Origin of the sequence: Pediococcus parvulus, assembly GCF_007990205.1 — a bacterium.
Taxonomy (GTDB): Bacteria; Bacillota; Bacilli; order Lactobacillales; family Lactobacillaceae; genus Pediococcus; species Pediococcus parvulus.
Genome location: NZ_BJWE01000032.1, coordinates 1 through 20,139 on the forward strand (window position 1 = coordinate 1; position 20,139 = coordinate 20,139).

At 39.2% G+C, this 20,139-nt stretch carries 15 protein-coding genes, 1 tRNA gene and 1 other annotated feature; of the genes, 14 read left to right on the plus strand and 2 right to left on the minus strand.

The features are described 5' to 3' along the window. Nucleotides 1-100: 100 nt before the first annotated feature. The 9 genes from PPA04_RS06960 (at nt 101) to PPA04_RS07000 (ending at nt 10,597) form a co-directional block, all read left to right on the plus strand. Nucleotides 101-174 (plus strand) — tRNA-Thr (locus PPA04_RS06960). A gap of 80 nt (nt 175-254) precedes the next feature. After that, nucleotides 255-1,325 carry a hypothetical protein gene (locus tag PPA04_RS09585; protein ID WP_057784545.1) on the plus strand — a complete coding sequence of 357 codons (1,071 nt, stop codon included), beginning with the start codon at nt 255-257 and terminating at the stop codon, nt 1,323-1,325. A 136-nt stretch (nt 1,326-1,461) separates the two neighbouring features. Continuing rightward, a complete protein-coding gene (locus tag PPA04_RS06970; protein ID WP_057784546.1) occupies nt 1,462-2,838 on the plus strand; it encodes a cytosine permease in 1,377 nt (458 codons plus the stop codon). Further along, nucleotides 2,828-4,063 (plus strand): cytosine deaminase, encoded by a 1,236-nt coding sequence (codA, locus tag PPA04_RS06975; protein WP_057784547.1) that lies wholly within the window; start codon nt 2,828-2,830, stop codon nt 4,061-4,063. The genes PPA04_RS06970 and codA overlap by 11 nt, the downstream gene beginning before the upstream one ends. Before the next feature lie 125 nt (nt 4,064-4,188). Beyond that, entirely contained in the window at nt 4,189-5,718 is a 1,530-nt protein-coding gene (locus tag PPA04_RS06980) for an ABC transporter permease/substrate-binding protein (RefSeq protein WP_057784548.1), read from the plus strand. Then, a complete protein-coding gene (locus tag PPA04_RS06985) occupies nt 5,718-6,686 on the plus strand; it encodes an ABC transporter ATP-binding protein (RefSeq protein ID WP_057784549.1) in 969 nt (322 codons plus the stop codon). The genes PPA04_RS06980 and PPA04_RS06985 overlap by 1 nt, the downstream gene beginning before the upstream one ends. Nucleotides 6,687-6,723: 37 nt before the next feature. After that, on the plus strand, nt 6,724-8,055 hold the full coding sequence (locus tag PPA04_RS06990; RefSeq protein WP_057784550.1) for a dihydrolipoyl dehydrogenase family protein: 1,332 nt from the start codon (nt 6,724-6,726) through the stop codon (nt 8,053-8,055). An 18-nt stretch (nt 8,056-8,073) separates the two neighbouring features. Continuing rightward, nucleotides 8,074-9,231 carry a cation:proton antiporter gene (locus PPA04_RS06995; RefSeq protein WP_057784551.1) on the plus strand — a complete coding sequence of 386 codons (1,158 nt, stop codon included), beginning with the start codon at nt 8,074-8,076 and terminating at the stop codon, nt 9,229-9,231. A gap of 121 nt (nt 9,232-9,352) precedes the next feature. After that, nucleotides 9,353-10,597 (plus strand): KxYKxGKxW signal peptide domain-containing protein, encoded by a 1,245-nt coding sequence (locus PPA04_RS07000; RefSeq protein ID WP_057784552.1) that lies wholly within the window; start codon nt 9,353-9,355, stop codon nt 10,595-10,597. 251 nt (nt 10,598-10,848) lie between these two features. Here the strand turns inward: PPA04_RS07000 and helD are convergent, their stop codons facing one another. Next, entirely contained in the window at nt 10,849-13,155 is a 2,307-nt protein-coding gene (helD, locus tag PPA04_RS07005) for an RNA polymerase recycling motor HelD (RefSeq protein WP_229923080.1), read from the minus strand. A 207-nt stretch (nt 13,156-13,362) separates the two neighbouring features. After that, nucleotides 13,363-13,537: a binding site (T-box leader), on the plus strand. A gap of 68 nt (nt 13,538-13,605) precedes the next feature. Between helD and trpS the strand changes: the two genes are divergently transcribed. The 5 genes from trpS (at nt 13,606) to PPA04_RS07030 (ending at nt 18,895) form a co-directional block, all read left to right on the plus strand. Further along, nucleotides 13,606-14,625, plus strand: coding sequence for a tryptophan--tRNA ligase (gene trpS, locus PPA04_RS07010; protein WP_057784554.1), 1,020 nt, complete (start codon nt 13,606-13,608; stop codon nt 14,623-14,625). Between the two features lie 630 nt (nt 14,626-15,255). Then, nucleotides 15,256-16,176: a Ppx/GppA family phosphatase gene (locus PPA04_RS07015; RefSeq protein WP_057784555.1), complete on the plus strand. Its 921-nt coding sequence runs from the start codon at nt 15,256-15,258 to the stop codon at nt 16,174-16,176. A gap of 41 nt (nt 16,177-16,217) precedes the next feature. Beyond that, nucleotides 16,218-17,519, plus strand: coding sequence for a hydroxymethylglutaryl-CoA reductase, degradative (locus tag PPA04_RS07020; RefSeq protein ID WP_260280943.1), 1,302 nt, complete (start codon nt 16,218-16,220; stop codon nt 17,517-17,519). Then, nucleotides 17,512-18,468, plus strand: coding sequence for a hypothetical protein (locus PPA04_RS07025; RefSeq protein WP_057784557.1), 957 nt, complete (start codon nt 17,512-17,514; stop codon nt 18,466-18,468). Before PPA04_RS07020 ends, PPA04_RS07025 begins: the two co-directional genes overlap by 8 nt. Before the next feature lie 103 nt (nt 18,469-18,571). Then, complete coding sequence (locus tag PPA04_RS07030) at nt 18,572-18,895, plus strand: hypothetical protein (RefSeq protein ID WP_057784558.1); 324 nt, start codon at nt 18,572-18,574, stop codon at nt 18,893-18,895. 35 nt (nt 18,896-18,930) lie between these two features. Here PPA04_RS07030 and PPA04_RS07035 read toward each other — a convergent pair whose 3' ends face one another. Further along, nucleotides 18,931-19,827: a LysR family transcriptional regulator gene (locus PPA04_RS07035; protein WP_057784559.1), complete on the minus strand. Its 897-nt coding sequence runs from the start codon at nt 19,825-19,827 to the stop codon at nt 18,931-18,933. Nucleotides 19,828-20,139 lie beyond the last annotated feature (312 nt).

Sequence of the window (20,139 nt, forward strand, 5' to 3'; positions counted from 1 at the left end):
AACCTAAAAGTTTCCTTAATTGGAAGCTTTTTTTTTATCCAAATATCGGCCATTGAAGGAAATTTTACAGATATGGTATACTTATTTGGGTAATTTTTATGCCGCTTTAGCTCAGCTAGGTAGAGCACTTCCATGGTAAGGAAGGGGTCATCGGTCCGAATCCGATAAGTGGCTTCAAATTAAATGGAATCAAGAGATCGGTTATTGAAAATAAGCCACTAATTGCACCTTGAATGTGCATGGACGGAGTCGCTATGAAATTTTATTTAAACGCGTACAGGTTATATGAACTACTCTATCTTCTGTTAAACGCAGCTTTTGTTGTAATTGGAACCTTAATAGCAAAATATGATTCAAATAATTACTTTATGGGTTTCTTTATTATGCTTGTTTTTGGATTGCCGTCTATCATTACTGTTTATAGACTAATAAAACCGAATTTGTTGGTCCTTTCATCACGAGGGCTGTTAAATAAAGTAGTACTCTTCAAGAGAAAACCAAAATTAATTGGGTGGGAATATCTTGCAGATGTTACGACTACACAACGTAATCTAGTGACGACACTTAATCTTTCTTTGGAGGCGCCGATCGATGGTAAAGCAGAGATAGCCATTCCGTTAGTTGCGGCCCGTCAATCTGATATAGATGAAACAGTATACGTGATCCAAAAAGCAATTATTTTTTGTAATACTGTGCACGAAACTGAGAATGATCGGGGTTTTAGTGTAGAACAGACACTGCAGATGTATAACGCACAACGGGTAGAAAAAACATCTGCTAAGATTTGGTGGTTATGGGCCATATTAGTTCTAGCAAGTATTTGGATTTCGCAAAAAACAGGAAGGATTGGAAATTATTTATTTCCAACCACTAACGAAAGTATTAGTGCTTTTATTTATTTTCTATTTGTGACACCTGTTATGTTGTGCTTATGGGAGATCTGCTACAAGATCATCTTTGTTTTAGGCTGGCATTCTACTCCACAAGGACGAAAATTGGCATTTCGTCGTGGAAATATCAACATTCCAAACTTTATGAAAAATAGTTCGCATTACATACACGATAGAAAAATGATTTCTAATAAAGCTCGCATACTGTATTTTGTATTTTTAGCATCTAAAATTCTAATTCTGACTTTTCTAGTCAGCATTCTAATGCTATTTTTCATCTTCGAAACTGTAACTCTGTTAGCCATATTAACACTTGTTGTGGGTGCTACTTTGATTATGCTATTTGCTTTTAACTATCAAAAATGGTTTGTGCACTATTTTCATTTAAAGATTTTTCAAGTTGAGAACGGGCGTCCCCACTTCAGAAGTCACTAGCTAAAAGTAAATTAAGTAATTGCATTTTGGTTGATAGCATCAGATTGTTAAATTTCAATAAAAAAGTTCTCGATTTTTTTCACAGGAAGTGTATAATCAATAAAAATGTGTAAAAATTCTAAGGAGGAAATTTTTTATGGAAACCAAAGATCGATACACGGTAGATATTGTGCCAGAAGAGAACCGACACATGTCTTATTGGGACATGTTTGCGACTTGGGTTGGTGCTAACGCTAACAATGGCACATGGTTCGTTGGTGGAATCATTGCTGCTTGTGGATTTTGGGGCGGTATTAAAGCTTTAATTGTGGCGTCAAGTATTTCATACATATTTTTATCACTTGTAGGTTACATGGGTTACAAAACTGGTGCAACCACGATGGCCATTTCTCGTGCTTCATTTGGTATTCGTGGAAGTATTGTACCATCAATGGTTAATGTCACTCAGTTCGTGGGATGGACAGCTGTTAACACGTTTATTGCGGCGACGTCTATGTCGTACATTTTACATTCATTGTTGGGATGGCCGGTCTATGGACAACCTGGTGGTAATAAAGGTCTGGTATTTGGTATTTTGGTTATGAGTATTTTGCACTTAATAAGTATTTCTTCCGGGCAACGGTCGATTCAAATTATTGAACGAATAGGAATAATTCTTGTAATTATTTTCGTTCTTTGGGAATCGATCGTTGTTTTTCGTGATGTTTCATTTTCTCAAGTCACAAACTGGAAAGTTCCTAATATGCATAAAATGCCTTTTGGAGCTGCAATTGATACACTGGCCGCGTTCAACTTAGCTTGGGTTACCGCAGGAGCTGATTTTACCCGTTTTACAAATAAAAAACATATCGCCGTAACGGCACCGTTCATTGGTGCAGATTTGGGTGTTTTCTGGTTTGCATTTATTGGGTTAGTAGCCACAATCAGTATTGCCATTACCTCAGGTGTGTATGATGCAAACAATTCAGATCCTAGTACCATTGCCAACCGGCTTGGGCTGGGATCGATTGCGATGATTGTCATTGTACTAACTAGTATGACAGCCAATGCCGTAAATCTGCAAGCTGCAGGATCGGCAGTTAATAATATGTTTCCAAAAATTAGCCTAAAAAAATCGCTGTGGATAGTGACAATATTAGCCACAGTCGTGACATTTGTTCCGGTTTTTGTTGGCAGCTTCTTAGACACTTTCACAGCTTTTTTGGACTATGTGGGAATGGTTCTCGGCCCGATTATCAGTATCATGTGTGTTGACTATTTCTTGATTCGGGACAGAAACTATCAAGCAAAGGAGCTTTCCAGAAAAGGAGGTCAGTACTGGTATCAAGGTGGAATTCATTGGCTAGCGTTTGTACTGTGGGTTTTGGGCGTCGTTGTATATCTTCTTTTGCAGAAAATAAATTGGGTCGAAGATTATACGGGGGCAACGTTCATTGTTATGATTCTTGTTGGTTTTGTTTACTATCTTGTGATGAAGTTCAATTTAAATAAGGAGGAGAAACATGTTAATTAAAAATGTGTTTATCGAAAATTCTGAAAATAAACAGGATGTACGGATTGAAAACGAAAAGTTTATTGAAATTGGCAGCCATTTGGCGAGTCATGAAAATGAACAAACAATTGAAGCCAACGGAAAGTTACTTTTACCACCATTTATCGATTCTCATGTGCATCTTGATGCAACCTTAACGGCAGGTGAACCGGAATGGAATCAAACGGGAACTTTATTTGATGGGATTCGGATTTGGTCAGAGCGAAAGAAAACCTTGTCTCGAGAAGATGTCAAAACCCGCGCAAAAGCAACCATCAAAAAACAGGTAGAAAACGGAATTCAAGTTGTTCGCAGCCATGTTGATACGACCGACCCGACCATGACGGCATTGGAAGCTTTGCTGGAAGTTAAAGAAGAAATGAAGGATATTGTTGAAGTTCAATTAGTCGCCTTTCCCCAAGAAGGAGTTTTGTCATATCCACATGGCAAAGAATTATTAGAGACGGCTGTTAAAGAAGGAGCCGATGTAATTGGTGGAATTCCACATTACGAATTTACGCGTGATTATGGTGTGCAATCACTCCATTACATCGCAGAGTTGGCCGAAAAATATGATCGTTTGATTGATGTGCATTGTGATGAAATCGATGATCCCAATTCTCGAAATCTTGAAGTATTGGCTACTTTAGCCTATGAAACGGGATTGACTGACCGCGTGACGGCAAGTCACACCACGGCGATGGGTTCATATAACAATGCCTACTGTTATAAATTATTCCGTCTTCTAAAATTGGCAAAAATTAATATGGTTTCTAACCCATTAGTTAACATTCATTTGGGTGGCCGATTTGATACCTATCCAAAACGCCGAGGAATCACTCGAATTAAGGACTTAACTGAAGCTGGAATTAACGTTTCATTTGGGGAAGATGATGTGAAAGATCCGTGGTATCCCATGGGGAACGGAAATATGATGGACCCCGTTCATATGGGGATTCACGCTGAACAAATGATGGGTTATCAAAGTATTTTGGACTCGTATAATTTTGTGACCAATAATGCTGCAAAAACTTTACACATTACAGATCATTACGGTATTGAAGTTGGTAAACCCGCAAACTGTATCATTTTAAATAACGATAATTTTTATAATGCACTAAATGAGCGTTCGGAAGTTTTGTATTCAATCCGGCAAGGAAAAATTTTAGTTGCAACAAAACCTAAAGAAGTAAAATTCAATTTCTAATAGCTAAAATCTTAAAAGCTCAATTGACTAGTGATTTGGTCAATTGAGCTTTATTGAGTATATTGCATGGATATTTTTAGGTTATGTGAGAGAATAGAAGCAATAAATTTATTGGGAGCGTCATAATGACAACTTTATGGAATACTTTTTTAGATCAGCGAACGCAATTGCTTCAAGCGTTATGGGAACATTTGCAAATTTCGCTAACAGCATTATTAATCGCAATCGTGATTGCAGTGCCATTAGCTATTTGGGCTACTCATCATAGAAATGTGGCCGAGTTTTTATTACAGGTGACCAGCGTTTTACAAACGATTCCTTCATTGGCATTATTAGGATTATTGATTCCATTGGTGGGAATTGGCAGTGTTCCAGCGATAATTGCTTTGGTCATTTATGCTTTGTTACCCATTTTCCAAAATACATACGTGGGAATTGATGAAATTGATCCTTCTTTAGAAGAAGCAGCAGACGCGTTTGGAATGTCACGAATGCGTAAACTTTTTAAAGTGGAAATTCCAATCGCATTACCTGTAATTATTTCTGGAATCCGAACAGCATTGGTTCTGATTGTGGGAACGGCAACCCTAGCTGCATTGATTGGTGCCGGTGGCTTAGGAAACTTTATTTTATTGGGAATTGATCAAAATGATACTTCCTTAATCGTAATTGGCGCTGTAACTTCAGCATTACTGGCGATCATTTTAAGTACCTTGATCAAATTTTTACAGACAGCACGGTTACGAACGGTGATTGCCACAGTTGGGGTAATCGTTGTGGGATTTGTTGGTGTGAGTGGTTATCAAGCTGTTTCACAACCCAAAGAAAATATTGTAATTGCTGGGAAACTCGGATCAGAACCAAATATTTTAATTCATATGTATAAAGACTTGATTGAACAAAGTGATAAAAGCGTGACGGTTACTTTAAAACCTAATTTTGGAACCACCAGTTTCTTATTCAATGCGTTGAAGAGTAAGAGTATTGATATTTACCCAGAGTTTTCGGGAACTGTGTTAGAAAGCTTGGTAAAAAGTTCAGGAAACAATTCGAATTTAAGCGCCCACGAAACTTATGTTAAGGCGCGAAATGACCTTAAAAAGCAATATAATATGACTTATTTGAAGCCGATGAAATATCAAAATACATTTGCCCTTGTGGTGAGAAAATCGTTTGCTAAAAAGTATAATTTAAAAACCATTGGCGATTTGAAGTCAATTGAAAGTCAAATCAAGGCTGGCATGACGCTTGAATTTATTAACCGGACGGATGGACTCAAAGGAATTAATAAAAAGTACGATCTAAATATTAAAGCTAGCTCAATGCAAGCAAGTTTGCGTTATGAAGCGCTCAAACGCGGGAACATCAACGTCGGGGATGCGTATTCAACGGATAGTCAGTTAAAACAATTAGACTTGGTTATGTTAAAGGATAACAAACATGTTTTTCCACCTTATCAAGGAGCACCAGTGATGTCTGAAAAATTAGCTTCCAGTCATCCAAAAATTGTGGCAGCTTTAAATAAATTAGCAGGAAAAATTTCTGATGAAGATATGCAAAAAATGAATTATGAGGTCAATGTAAAAAAAGAGTCCGCAGCAAAAGTTGCGAGACAGTATTTGATTTCTCATGGATTGTTGGAGGATGCCAAATAATGACTAATAAACAACCAATCATTGAATTTAAAAATGTGCGTAAAGAGTTTGGCGAAAATCTAGCAATTCAGGATTTAAATTTAGCGATTAAACCTGGAGAATTGTTTGTTTTGGTAGGAACGTCTGGTAGCGGGAAAACTACGACGTTAAAAATGATTAACCAGTTAATTACACAAACGGATGGTGATATTCTTTTTAACGGTAAAAAGCTGAAGGAATTTGATAAACAAAGTTTACGTTTAGATATTGGTTACGTTTTACAGCAGATTGCGTTGTTTCCAACCATGACGGTGGCCCAGAATGTTAGTGTCATTCCCGATATGAAAAAAATGCCCAAAAAACAAACGGCTAAAATTGTGGATAGTTTGTTGTCACAGGTCGGCCTTGATCCGGAAAAATATCGTGATCGACTCCCAAGTGAACTTTCCGGTGGTGAGCAACAACGAATTGGAATTATTCGGGCATTGGCTGCCAAACCGCCGATTGTTCTGTTTGATGAACCATTCAGCGCGCTGGATCCAATTGTGCGAACCCAACTGCAAGATTTAGTTTTAGATTTGCATCATAATATGCACAACACAATTGTGTTTGTTACGCATGATATGGATGAGGCTCTGAAACTGGGAGACCGAATTGGCATAATGAGTCATGGAAAGCTGTTACAGGTGGATACTCCGGATGATATTGCCCAACATCCAGTAAATGAATTTGTTGAAAACTTTTTTGCTGGTACCGTCGCGAAAAATGTCTTCGAAACACCAGTCGGTAAACTGATTAAAACGGGCTATACTTATCGAAAACAAACCGGAACCAATCTGGAACCACAACTCACCGAAAGCGACACACTAGAAATGGCCTTTCAACTATTAAGCAAAACAGCAGAAGTTAGTGTCAACCGTTCTGATCAAGTGGTTGGTTATTTGAATCGTCAACAGGTTATACGTTATCTTAGTGAAGTTAAGCGTTAGAATGTAGACAAAAGGTCAAAAACGGAGGGGTTAAATCATGGATAAATTTGATGTTGCCATTATTGGTGCTGGACCCGGTGGCTCTGCACTTGCATATGCGTTAAAAGCACAAAATTTGAAGGTCGCAGTTATTGAAGAAAATCTTTGGGGTGGGACTTGTCCGAATCGGGGATGTGATCCAAAAAAGGTTTTATTAGCGGCAGTTGAAGCACGGCGCCATTCTGCATATTTGGTAGGTAAAGGTTTGCAGAGTGCACCAAATATTGACTGGCCAGCTTTGATCAAATTCGAGAAGACATTTACCGATCCAGTTTCGGATGGCACCAAGGCTGGTTTAAAAAAAGCTGGGATTACTGTCATTGATGGATCAGTTAAGTTTGTTGATAACCATACTGTTTTAGCCGATCAGACTAAAGTGATTGCCGATAAATTTGTGGTGGCCACTGGTGCTCGCCCGGGATTACTTGATATTGATGGGAAAAAGCATTTTAGAACAAGTACGGATTTCTTAAAAATGACCAATATGCCCCACTCTGTGTCATTTGTCGGTGGTGGCTATATTGCATTTGAATTTGCGGCAATGGCAATTACCGCGGGTGCTGAGGTTCATATTATTCATCATAATGACCGACCACTGAAAGCTTTCGCAAAAGCAGACGTTAATCAATTGGTTTCCCAACTTGAAGAGCAGGGCGTTCGCTTTCATTTTGGCGTTGATATTAGTCGGATTGAAAAAAATGCCGATGGCTACGAGTTAGTGAGTGCACAAGGCTTCAGTTTACAAACCGATAAAGTCTTTTGTACAGCAGGCAGAGTTCCCAACGATGACACTTTAGATTTAGATAAAGTTGGCGTGGAATTTTCCAAACGTGGGATCAAGGTTGATGATCATCTTCAAACGACTGCTAAAAATATTTTTGCGATCGGGGATGTTGTGGATAAATCACAACCTAAATTAACACCAGTTTCTGGATTTGAAGCGCAATATTTGGCAGAATCTTTTGCTGGTGAAACTAAAGCTATTCAGTATCCGGCGATTCCAACCGTTGTTTATGGGACGCCACGTTTAGCCAAGGTTGGCGTTGGTGCCGAAGAAGCACAAACACAAAAAAATAATTATGCTGTTCAAAACTTTGATTTGACGGGATGGTTTACCTATCACCGCTTGAACGAACCGTTGGCATATGCTACAGTAATAACATCTAAAAAAACAGGTGCAGTTGTTGGAGCAAGCCTCATGAGTGGTGAAGCGGATGATTTAATAAACTATTTTGCGATGGCTATTAATCGTCAGTTAACTCCTGAAAACTTAAAGCAAACAATTTTTGCTTACCCCACAGCTGCAAGTGATTTGACCTATTTAATGTAAACTTGCGGAGGTAACTATATGGAATTCATCGGGACACTTGCTTTAGTACTTTTTTTAACGTTGTTTGTTGGGCATTACAGCCAACGGATGGGTGTCCCAGGTGTCATTGGGCAACTTTTAGTCGGAGTCGTTTTGGGTCCGGCTATTTTGAATTGGATTCAATTAAATAGTTTGGTTCAAGTTTTTTCTGATTTAGGTGTTATTATTTTGATGTTCATCGCTGGTTTGGAAAGTAACATTGCCCTGCTAAAAAAATATTTACGGCCCGCTCTGATTGTTGCGGTAATTGGTGTTATTTTTCCAGTAGTAATTATGGGGGCGTCAGGACTGCTTTTTCACTTTAGTCGTTTGGAGTGTTTTTTCTTGGGCGTGGTATTTTCGGCAACATCGGTCAGCATTTCGGTAGAAGTTCTGAAAGAATTTCATGCATTGGACACCAAAGAAGGCGCCACAATTCTAGGAGCCGCAGTTGCGGATGATATTATTGGTGTGATTTTGCTAAGCATTATGGTTAGCATGATGGGTGAATCCAGCGGCAATCAGAACTTGGTGCTGGTTATTTTAAAACAAATTTTGTATTTTGTTGGTGTTTATCTACTTATCAAATGGATTGCACCATATTTAATGCGAACGGCGGATCGTCTTTTTATGACTTCAAGTCGCACAATCATGTCAATGGTCATTTGTTTATCCATGGCATGGTTGGCTGAACTAGTCGGTTTAAGTGGTGCAGTTGGTGCGTTTTTTGCCGGGATTGCGGTGGCATTGACACCCGCTCACGAAGAAATTGGCGAAAGTGTAGAGCCAATTGGCTATGCGATTTTTATCCCCATGTTCTTCGTGAGTGTGGGCCTAAATATGAATTTTTCCCATTTATGGCAATCTCTTGGCTTTGTGCTGTTTATGACCATTTTAGGTATCGGGACAAAATTATTTGGCTGTGGCCTTGGTGGCAAAATATCAGGGTTTGATTTGTCTAGTAATTACGTCATCGGTGCCGGAATGATTTCACGAGGAGAAATGGGCTTAATCACGGCCCAAATAGGGTTTGCGGCTAAATTGATTGATCCCACGCATTATTCAGATGTCATTTTGGTAATTATTTTGGTCACACTTATTGCGCCGTTTATTTTAAAACATGCTATTACGCATCAACGGAACTTAGCCACGAAATAGGTTATTCAATTGAACAAATAAATGTGATAAATTTTACTTTATGATGTATTCAAAACTTAAAAAATGTCGTATAATTACCTTTAGAGAATCTTAAATTCTGTAAGTTTGGGGGTTATTATATATGAAGAATAGTGATAAACATACTTTTGGTCATCAGAAAGACGAAAAATTGCACTTTAAAATGTACAAAGTGCATAAGCAATGGCTATATGCTGGGCTTGTTTTAGTTGGTATCAATGCTGCCGTGGCTTTTAATGAAACAACACCAGTATTAGCAGATACTAATAACACGACGCAGGCTGGTAAAACAACTAAATCAAGCAGTTACGCATATTCCAGTTCTTATGCGGCTAGTGCAACAACGAGCACAGCAAGTAGTGCAAGTTCTGTAGCTGTAAGTAGTGCTACTTCCTCAGTAAGTTCAAGTAGTGTTGCCAGTTCAACAGCAAGTTCAAGTGCCAAAACGAGTTCAGCAACCAGTTCTGTGGCTTCGTCAAGCTCAGTAGCTGCAAGTTCGGCTGTCGTTTCAAGTGGTGTAAGTAGCTCTGCTGTTAGTACTTGGACGCCATCTAGCGTAAGTAGCTCAAGTGCAAGCGTCAGTTCAGCAGCTGCCGCAAGTTCTGCAGTAGCTGTCAGTTCCAGTGCGTCTAGTGTGGCTGCGTTTAGCAGTGTTGCTAGTAGCGTGTCAGCTTCTGACAGTTCTGAGGCGACCAGCGTGGCTTCTTCAGCATCAAGTTCAGCTGACCAAGGTTCTTCCTCTGATATAAAAACCGACCAAACAAGTAGTGAAGCAAGCTCAGTTTCTGAAGCTAGTTCTGAGAGCATTAGTTCAGTCGCTGCTGGCTCAACGGCTTCAAGTAAATCGACCTCTACAACTGCTAGTTCAGCTTCTGTAGGTGTGGATGCTAAAGCTGCGTCATCAGCAACCGTTCAGACAAGTAGTTCAAAAACCGATGAATCAAGTGTGGTCACCGCTTCTATTTCTAAGGTTGTTCAACAGGTTAGTCGCGCAACAGCAGCCTTACAGCAAGTTACGACAACACATCAGCGAGTAGATCGTTCACCATACTTAGAAAACTTATCTAAGTTTGCGGGGGCAACAGCAGCTACCACGGTTGAAGCGGCCGATTTGAATGACGAATATCAGCAAGCAGCTATTCCTGTGACACAGTTCCAAGAAACTTCACGTGCAATTAGTAACGCGCAAAGCGAAGCAAGTCAGACAACTGAGCGTGCTTCAGGTAATAGTGATAAAGATGATAACTCTTCATCAGAAATGATGGTTCAAACAGCTGATTTTGCAACAGATGCTCATGGGAATTTGAGTGGTAGCACTTATACCATCCATGGTAATAAACAAAAATGAAATTAGGTCAGTTATTTCGAATAAACTTAAGATAGAAATAATTAGGGACATCTGAATTTTCTCTTTTCGATTTGTTTTGGTGATTAAATCATAACTCAAAGAGGACAGGTGTCCTTTTTATTTTTCTGATTTTTAAAATAGACAAAAAACTGGTATTAGTTATTCACCAATACCAGAAAAGTTTAGACTCAATAAAAGCGATAGGACAAACCGGTTTTGGTTTGATTTTATCGCTTTTTGTTTACAAAAAATTATTTAATTTGAACTAAATGTTCGTGATCATTAACAACTTCGTTAATAAGCGGGGATGCAGCACCAATGCTTAACAAGGTTAGACTATGCATTGCCCGCGAAGCCATCGTGTATAAAATTCCGGTAGAACTTTGGTCGGGGTAATTATTTTGTGAAATATTGTAGGCAATAACAGAGTCGAATTCTAGCCCCTTAGCCAAATAAATGGGCATAATCAAGACACCCTTAGGCAAAGCTAAATCCGCATCTGAAAGCAGATTGGCGTTAGTAGCCCGATGAATGTTCTCAAAAACATGCTGACTTTCTGTCATGTTACGCGTCAAAATAGCTACTGTTCCGTATGTTTGGAGTTCTTTTTTACAAATTGCAATTAAGGCCTGATTACCATCCGCAACTGTGTCACGAATGACGACGCTTGGTAAACTGCCCTCGCGATTGAAGGCTTGAATCTGGTCCCCGTCAGGTAAAAGTTTTTTTGCAAAACTGGTGATGGGATAAGTGGAGCGGTAACTTCGATTTAAAGTGATTAAATTAGCTTTTTTAACATTAAAAGCTTCTTTTAAATGGGTTAACAAGATTTGCGGTGCTTCAACGTTTTTAAAGAGAGCTTGTTCACTATCACCAAGAAGTGTAAATTTTGCGTTTGGAAACGCATGTTTAAAGTACATCATTTGTGCTAATGAATAATCTTGCATCTCATCAATAAAAATATGCTGAATTTGACGGTTGCGGCCACTACCAGTGAATAAGTCACGCATTAAAAGTAGTGGTGCAGCATCCATTAAGCGTAAGCGATGATATTCAATAGCTTGTTGAAAGTCAAACTGATTTTTTTGCTTTGCTGCTGATGAAACTGTTTTTGGAAATTCTACTTGGTTTAAAAAAGATACATATTGTGAATAAACATCAATAAAATAATTATTAAAGAGAGCATCATAAACAACTTGGAAGTGTTTGGCAGCGAGTTTGCGGCCTAAATAATGAATTTCATCGTCATAACTTTCAAATGCACGTAATCGCTTTTTGCCAATTAAGTCGTTATATTCTTCGTTACTTAAATGGTCAATGGTTTCATGAATCCAATCAGCATTGGCTTCTTCATCAAGTCGTTTTTTTAATTGTTTAATTAACGTGTTTTTAGTTTTTAAAAAGCGATCGGCTGGACGCATTGTGTCCGGCAAATCTGTATAAATTTTTCGAATATCAGTGGCTTTAAAGAATGGCTTTTCTTCAAACATGACATTGGTAAATTGAATTTTATCTGGGGACAAATTGTTCACATAGTTAGCAACCAATCGCATAAAATCTGGTCCTTCAATAAATTCAGCCAATTCTACATCAGCGCCAGTCATATTTGAATTGTGCTCGTATCGATCAAAAACCGTTTCAACATTCAATCCCTGAAAACGTTGAGAGAGAAAATCAGCCAGCGTGATTTGGCGCATGTTTCGTTCACCCAAGCTTGGTAAAACGTCAGAAATATATCGACTATACAAGCGATTAGGTGAGAACAATACAATTTCATCCGCATTTAACGAAGTACGACTATGATAAAGTAAAAAAGCAATTCGCTGCAAGATAGCGGAAGTTTTGCCACTACCGGCGACACCTTGGACAACCAATAAATCACTAGTGGTATCGCGAATGATGTCATTTTGTTCTTTTTGAATCGTGGCTACAATATTAGCCATGTAAGTATCATTCTGTTGTCCGAGTACTTCTTGCAGAATCTCATCAACAACAGTTTCATTGGTGTCAAACATGTTAGTGATTTTACCAGATTGAATAGAAAACTGGCGCTTTTTCACCAAATCAGTATTCATTTTACCGGCAGGAGTTTGGTAGGAGACATTTCCTAAAGTGCCATTGTAGTAGATACTTGAAATTGGCGCCCGCCAGTCGTAAATAAGAAAATTTTCGTGTTCATCAGCAAACGAAGCGGTTCCGATATATAGGGGTTCTACGTCAGTTTCACCAGGATCTTGAATATCGATGCGGCCAAAATAGGGTGAATCCTGTAACTGCTTGTAGGTAGCAACTTGTCGTTTAAGGATACTTTCGTTTTCAACGGCACGTGCAACCAGGCCTTTTTGTTGTTGAACTTCGGCATTGGTTTCGATCCGATCATCAACTTCAAAGGTATTGATTTTTGCGTTTTGAGAGTAATTACTTTCAACAGATCGCGTTTCGGAGTGGGCCTGATCGACCAATTTTTGAGTGTGATTGGCTTGTGCTTCAATTTTTTGAATGACGTGATCAACGCGGGTTTGTTCGGATTTAAGTTCATTTGAATCAACGGTGCTCAATTGCATGACTCCCTTAGTGTAAAAGCATTTTAGTGTTACGATATTCTAGGCTGTTTGGAGGAGAAAGTCAAGCGAAGTCAATCGGGTGATGTTGAGCTGTCAGGAGGATGAGGCCAAGTTCCTGTGGTGAAGATTTGGCACAAGAATCAATATTTATTATAAAAACAAGACTTGCTCCCAAAACTAAAGATAGGTACAATGAACATATCAAGTTCAGTGAAGAAATAAAGTAGTTTTTCACCGCCAGAGAGAAATCATTTGCTGAGAGATTTCAGAAAAACGAATTGGGTTTTGGAGAACGCTTAAACGGGGCACCGATATCTGCAATGAGTGGCAGAGTACTCTGCAAATTAGGTGGCACCACGGTGAATTCGTCCTATTACTAGTCTTACTAGTGATGGGATTTTTTATTTGCACTGAAACAAAACACAAAGAAGAGGAGATTTTATTATGACAAAAAAGCACGTAATTTTAACCGGAGATCGCCCAACAGGAAAGCTACACATTGGTCATTATGTGGGTTCACTTAAAAATCGAGTTGAATTACAAAATACTGGTAATTATGACAGTTATATTATGATTGCGGATATGCAGGCTTTAACCGACAATGCGCGTGATCCAGAAAAAATTCGTAATAGTTTAATTCAGGTAGCTTTGGACTATTTAGCAGTGGGGATTGATCCAGAAAAATCCACAATTTTAGTGCAATCACAAATTCCTGCATTAAGTGAGTTGACGGAAACTTATTTGAATTTGGTGACTGTTTCTCGTTTGGAAAGAAATCCAACGGTCAAAACAGAAATCAAGCAAAAAAAGTTTGGCGAAAGTGTGCCGGCAGGATTCTTCATTTATCCTGTGAGTCAGGCTGCAGATATAACTGCGTTTAAGGCTGATACGGTGCCAGTTGGCGATGATCAGGAGCCAATGCTGGAACAGACACGTGAAATTGTGCGAACGTTTAATAATGTTTATGGAAAAGAGATTTTGGTTGAACCAGAGGGATATTTCCCACCAAAGGGATTGGGAAGAATTCCGGGCTTAGATGGTAATGCAAAGATGAGTAAGTCATTGAATAATGCGATTTATTTGTCGGATGATGAGGATACGATTCAAAAGAAAGTAATGTCGATGTATACAGATCCAAAGCATATTAAGGTGACGGATCCGGGCCATGTGGAAGGCAATACAGTTTTCACTTATTTGGATATTTTTGATAAGGATAAGAAAAAAGTGGCAGATTTGAAGGCCCAGTATCAAGCAGGGGGATTGGGAGACGTTAAAATTAAGCGATATTTGAATGAAGTGTTGCAGAATACGTTGAAACCAATTCGAGAGCGAAGAGAGCAGTATGCACAGGATATTCCTGGGGTGTATGATATTTTGAAGCGCGGTAGTGAAAAGGCGAATAAGGTGGCAAACCAAACTTTGGATGAAGTGCGGGATGCGATGGGAATTAATTATTTTAAGTGAGCGAGGCAAAACGATAGGATAGAAAATGTAAGGCTAAGGCACGCCGAAAGCGGAAAAATCCCCGCAGTAGGCGTGCCTTGCATTTTCTATCCTGTTTTGCCGAGCTGTCCTAAGAACCAGTGAGCGGATTGAGACGGGTCTGCTTTTACTAAATAAGGGCACTGGATGCGGGGAGTATTTCCCGATGAAAGTGTGCTTATTTAGTAAAAGTGTGTCTCGAGAAGCTGTCCTAAAAATTAGTGAGCGGAACAAACCGGGAGTCTTTAGTCCGTAAGTGAGATGGATGCGGGATCGCAATCCCGCAGGAATCTTGCTTATGGATTAAAGACTGGTTTGAGAAGCTGTCCTAAAACCTAGTGAGCGGATAAAAACGTCCATGACTATAAGCATAAGTGTGCCGTCAGCAGGATGAAGTCCGGCGCTGGGCATGCTTATGTTTATAGTCATGTTTTCTGCAGCCGTCCAAAAATATAAACTAGGCGAAATCTTTCTTTATCAAACTCAAACCATAATTTTAGTAAGTTTACATTTTCTCAGACACCCATTTATCGCAAGTTCATCGCATGTTTAAACGAAAACATGGTAAAATAAGAACAATTAAATTATCGTGATGGATTGAGAGGTGTCAAAATGGAAAACTTAGTTATTGTGGATTTAGGTTCCAATTCAGTTCGAATGGCAATTAACGAAATTCACGAGGACGGAAGCTTTCATGAGGTCCGGCGAATTAAGGAAGACTCTCGCATCTCTGAAGGAATGGGCAGCAATCATATTCTGCAGCAAGTGGCGATGGACCGAACCGTGGCAGCCTTAAAACGGTTTAAGCATATCTATGAAAGCTATCCGAATCGTACGGTACGTGGAATTACGACAGCAGCGGTTCGGGTGGCGCGTAATCAAGCCGAATTTTTAAACCGGGTTCAAGATGAGATTGGCATTCAACTTGACGTTTTGTCGGGTAACGATGAAGCATATTATGACTATTTAGGTGTCATGAATTCTCTGGAAATTCGGGATTGTTTGATTCTGGACACTGGTGGGGCTAGTTGTGAATTAATTCATGTTGAAAATGGGAAACCTCGCAACTTGATAAGTGTACCATTTGGCGCCGTGAGTCTTTCGGAACGATTCCATTTAAACAATGTGGTCCGCGCTGATCGGTTATTTGCTGCTCAAAATTTTGTGAATAAACAGTTTCGCGATATTTGGTGGATTATGGATGCTGTTCAATTACCAATTATTTTACTGGGTGGCGCTAATCGAACTTTGGCACGTATGAATCGCCAACATCAAGGAATATTACGAGTAGATAATATTCATGGCTATCGTTTAAAAACAGAAGTGGTCAACAAAACTTTTCGAGCTTTGTTATCCCGAAACTTAATTAATCGTAAAAAGATGCCAGGGTTAGAAACACAACGAGCTGACATTATTATTGGTGGTATTTTACCATTAGTGATGTTACTCCAAATGTTGGATGCTGATCGGGTGATCTTCTCGGAAAGTGGTGTCCGTGAAGGCATCATTTCTGAGTATGTTCAGCATCGCTAAACCAAACAAAAATATCAAAAGCGGAAAAGCACATTGTAAAAATGAGTTTCACCGCGTTTTTTGGTTTTAGGAGAATTAAATTAATGAATTTAAAGCAATTTTATAAACAAACTTATGCGCAACGTCTGACGATTCTAAAAAAACAGTTAAACTTAACTGCGGACGACGAGGCTATAATTGCAGATGAAAATACCACTCAAGGTGATCAGATTATTGAAAATTACTTGATGGATTTTCCGATTTCTGAAGGTGTTGCAGTTAACTTTGTGATTAACGGAGAAGAAAAAGTAGTTCCGATGGTGACAGAAGAGCCATCCGTGATTGCAGCAGCAAGCAATGGCGCCAAAATAATGGCGATTGATGGCGGCATCCAGACCAAGATAACGGATCGATTGATGATGGGCCAAGTTTTAATGGCAAATGTTCATGATTCAGAAAAACTTGCACAGCTTTTGCGAGAAAATGAAAATAAAATTTTACAGACTGCTAATGATGCACATCCATCCATTGTTAAACGTGGGGGTGGCGCAAAAAAAATACGTGTAAGAAAGCTTGATCACCAGTTTGTTTCATTAGATATTTTTATTGGTACAAAGGAAGCAATGGGTGCTAATATGATTAATGCGATGTTAGAAGGAGTTTCGAATTTCTTACACCTTGAACTTGGGCAAACTAGTTTAATGGCAATTTTGAGTAATTTGTCTGATGAGTGTTTGGCAACTGCGACCTGCCGAATTCCAATGACTGCTTTAGCAACAAAACAGTTTGACGGAGATGAAATTGCCAATCGAATTGTCATGGCCAGTGAGGCAGCGCAGGTTGATCCCTATCGTGCGACAACGCATAACAAAGGAATTATGAATGGTGTTGATGCTGTCGTAATGGCTTCCGGGAATGATTGGCGAAGCATTGAAAGCAGTGCGCATGCATATGCTGCTCGAGATGGCCAATATCGAGGGCTTAGTCGCTGGCAAATTGAAGATAAATTTTTGGTAGGTTCTTTAACATTACCTTTACCAGTGGGATTTGTTGGCGGTTCAATCAAGATTAATCGCAAAGCCCAACTAAATCATCGTTTGATGCAGGTAAAAACGGCAAAAGAATTAGAAGAAGTCATTGTAAGTGTTGGATTAGCACAAAACTTGGCGGCCTTAAAAGCTTTGGTTTCAGAAGGAATTCAACGAGGACACATGCATTTGCAAGCAAAGTCATTGTTGCTAAGCAATGGCGCAACGTCAGCTGAACTCGCAGAAGCCCAGCTACTTTTAGAAAAGGCACCTGTAATTGATGAACAAACTGCACGGCAAATTTTAAAACAACTACGAGGAGAAAGTAATGAGTGATATTCAACTTAATAATGAAGTAAACGAACTACTGAATGAAGTGAATCAGAAGATTTCTGGTGATGTGGTGTTCGATTATGGCACGGAAAAATCCGGATATGTGCGTTATGACCAATCCTACCAAAGTTGGCAAAATGGCGATTTGATCATTCATGTGAAGGATGTTACTGCGCCGAATTACACCGTTTCTCATGAATTGCAGCATGCTTTATTAGATGCGACTGGCTACCCAACGATTTCTTTCAACGTGACAAGTGGACATCGTGATTTTGACGAACAACTGATGATCGTTACCACGACTTTATATGATACCATTACTCATTTGACAATTTATGAATGGCAAAAACAGCACGGTTTATTGAATGACGAGGTCCAAGATCAGTATTTAAAGGGGATTCAACAAACCATTAAGCCAGAAGAAAATGGCGAAATGGATGGGATGATGCATTTACGATTGCTAACACTTTTGGATGCACTGGTCTTTTTCGGGGATGACTTTGATAAAGTGGTGGATCAATTTAAACGCGATTGCCCAATTTCTCTGGCTGGTGCGCAAAATGTATATCAGATCATCTCTGCCAAACCAGTTGAGTCACCGTTTACTTTGCGAAGAACTGTTGTAAAAGCCTTTGAGGCGTTTGATACGCAACTTGAAAAATGGCAGTTACCAACAGTTGGTGGCAAAGAGTTTGTGACGTTAGGTAGTGCGTTCAGTAAACGCCAATTACGGTTGGAAGTACGGCAGTTGTTTCAAATTTCTCATTCTGAAATTAAAAGTGCAGCGACTAAAGAGCGAGCCTATATTGGAATTGGGGTTAATGATCAACAAAATGCGTTTGTTTTACCCGATCCACCTAAAGGAAAAACGGATGACTATTTCAAAACCCTTTACAGCATGTCTGTAGAAACACTTTTTAAACAGCTAAATCTAGCCTATTCGATCCGATAATTTTTGGTGGAAATCAAATAGTTTACCAAGTGTTATATTTAGCTTAAAATGAAAGACAGATAATGGATGTTAGCATCGGTTTGTAGTCAGGAGGATCTGAACCATGAAGCGTCAGGATATTTTTCAGCAACTTGTTAAATTAAAAAATCGCATGCGTGGTCTCATGCGCCTTCAAGTGGTGCTTGATTTAATTATGATTTTTGCATTTTTAAGAACAGTTTTGAGTGGCGATACAGTTAATTTGTTTGGGGCCGTGTTAACGCAGAACAGTGCTATGATTGTCACGTTTTTAATTGCGATTATTGATTTATGTTTTACACAAATTCGAAAAAATTATCGTAAAGTTGGGCGTACGTTAATTGGTCATCTTGGTGGACAATTATCGGAAGATGAAGTTATGGTCATTAGACAGTTTGAAAGATATTAAAAATAGATTTGCTTAATAATAAAGCAGCCGGAAAGTTAATTTTTTCCAGCTGCTTTATTTTCCATTTTCAAACAAATGTCGACGACTTTTTTCTGAAGCGGCGACAGAATATGATTAGTGCGATAGGCCAAACTCATATAAAACTCAGGTTGGGGATCATCTAACAGTTTTAGCTGAACCACATCGGGATTTGTAATGGCTGATTCAGCCAAGAAACTCAATCCCACATTTTTAGCAATCATACCTTGAATCACTTGCGGATCATTACTTTCGTAAATGATCTTTGGTCGAAAGTGATTGGCATGACTTAATTGGTTGAGGGCTTCTGAATGAACGAAGCTACTCCCAAAGGTAATGAAGTTCTCGTTTTTTAAATCACGAAACGAAATTCCCTTTTTGGCCGCAAGAGGGCTTTTTTTACTAACAACAATGTGAAACTTAGTTTGTGCGAAAGTTTGGCTAAAAAGGCGTGCCGAATCAAATGGTTGGATGGAACCCACAAGAGCCATATCAAGCGTGCCGTTAAGTAAAAGTTTTAATAATTCTGCCGAACCGTGTTCAATAGGTACGATTTGTGAAAGGAGATCGTGCTTAACCAATTCCGCCGCAATTTGAGGAAAATAGGACTGGCTAATTACTGGCGGTAATCCAAGCACGACTTTTCCAGTATTGATATTACGAATTTCGCTTTGAGCGATGTTTACCTGATCCAAAACAATGGTGGTGTGCTCGGCCAGTTGCTGGCCGCTTAAGGTTGTTGTTAACTTATGCTGGCTGGCATCACGGACAAACAGTTGTGTTTGGAATTCCGTTTCAAGGCGTTTAATGGCCGTACTAATAGTTGGCTGACTCACTTTAAATTTGGCGGCCACCCGTGAAAAATTACGTTCTTCAATCATTGCTTGAAAATATTCAAAATCTTTGATGTTCATGTATTTGCCTCGTGATGTATTTTTGGGATTGGGCGGGTCCTGAATTAAGCTCCTCAAACCAGTCTTTAATCCATAAGCAAGATTTCTGCGAGATTGCGATCCCACCTTAATCTCACTTATAGATTAAAGACTCCCGGTTTGTTCCGCTCACTAATTTTTAGGACAGCTCCTTGAGACACACTTTTACTAAATAAGCACACTTCCAGCGGGGGATTCTCCCCGCATCCAGTGCCCTTATTTAGTAAAAGTAAACCCGTCTCAATCCGCTCACTATATTAGGACAGCTCCTGAAAACATGACTATACTCATAAG

What these genes read in the sequence shown, in the direction of transcription:
- PPA04_RS09585 (WP_057784545.1), top strand. Translation starts at nt 255, where the DNA reads ATGAAATTTTATTTAAACGCGTACAGGTTATATGAACTACTCTATCTT.
- PPA04_RS06970 (WP_057784546.1), top strand. Translation starts at nt 1,462, where the DNA reads ATGGAAACCAAAGATCGATACACGGTAGATATTGTGCCAGAAGAGAAC.
- codA (WP_057784547.1), top strand. Translation starts at nt 2,828, where the DNA reads ATGTTAATTAAAAATGTGTTTATCGAAAATTCTGAAAATAAACAGGAT.
- PPA04_RS06980 (WP_057784548.1), top strand. Translation starts at nt 4,189, where the DNA reads ATGACAACTTTATGGAATACTTTTTTAGATCAGCGAACGCAATTGCTT.
- PPA04_RS06985 (WP_057784549.1), top strand. Translation starts at nt 5,718, where the DNA reads ATGACTAATAAACAACCAATCATTGAATTTAAAAATGTGCGTAAAGAG.
- PPA04_RS06990 (WP_057784550.1), top strand. Translation starts at nt 6,724, where the DNA reads ATGGATAAATTTGATGTTGCCATTATTGGTGCTGGACCCGGTGGCTCT.
- PPA04_RS06995 (WP_057784551.1), top strand. Translation starts at nt 8,074, where the DNA reads ATGGAATTCATCGGGACACTTGCTTTAGTACTTTTTTTAACGTTGTTT.
- PPA04_RS07000 (WP_057784552.1), top strand. Translation starts at nt 9,353, where the DNA reads ATGAAGAATAGTGATAAACATACTTTTGGTCATCAGAAAGACGAAAAA.
- trpS (WP_057784554.1), top strand. Translation starts at nt 13,606, where the DNA reads ATGACAAAAAAGCACGTAATTTTAACCGGAGATCGCCCAACAGGAAAG.
- PPA04_RS07015 (WP_057784555.1), top strand. Translation starts at nt 15,256, where the DNA reads ATGGAAAACTTAGTTATTGTGGATTTAGGTTCCAATTCAGTTCGAATG.
- PPA04_RS07020 (WP_260280943.1), top strand. Translation starts at nt 16,218, where the DNA reads ATGAGTTTCACCGCGTTTTTTGGTTTTAGGAGAATTAAATTAATGAAT.
- PPA04_RS07025 (WP_057784557.1), top strand. Translation starts at nt 17,512, where the DNA reads ATGAGTGATATTCAACTTAATAATGAAGTAAACGAACTACTGAATGAA.
- PPA04_RS07030 (WP_057784558.1), top strand. Translation starts at nt 18,572, where the DNA reads ATGAAGCGTCAGGATATTTTTCAGCAACTTGTTAAATTAAAAAATCGC.
- PPA04_RS07035 (WP_057784559.1), bottom strand. Translation starts at nt 19,827, where the DNA reads ATGAACATCAAAGATTTTGAATATTTTCAAGCAATGATTGAAGAACGT.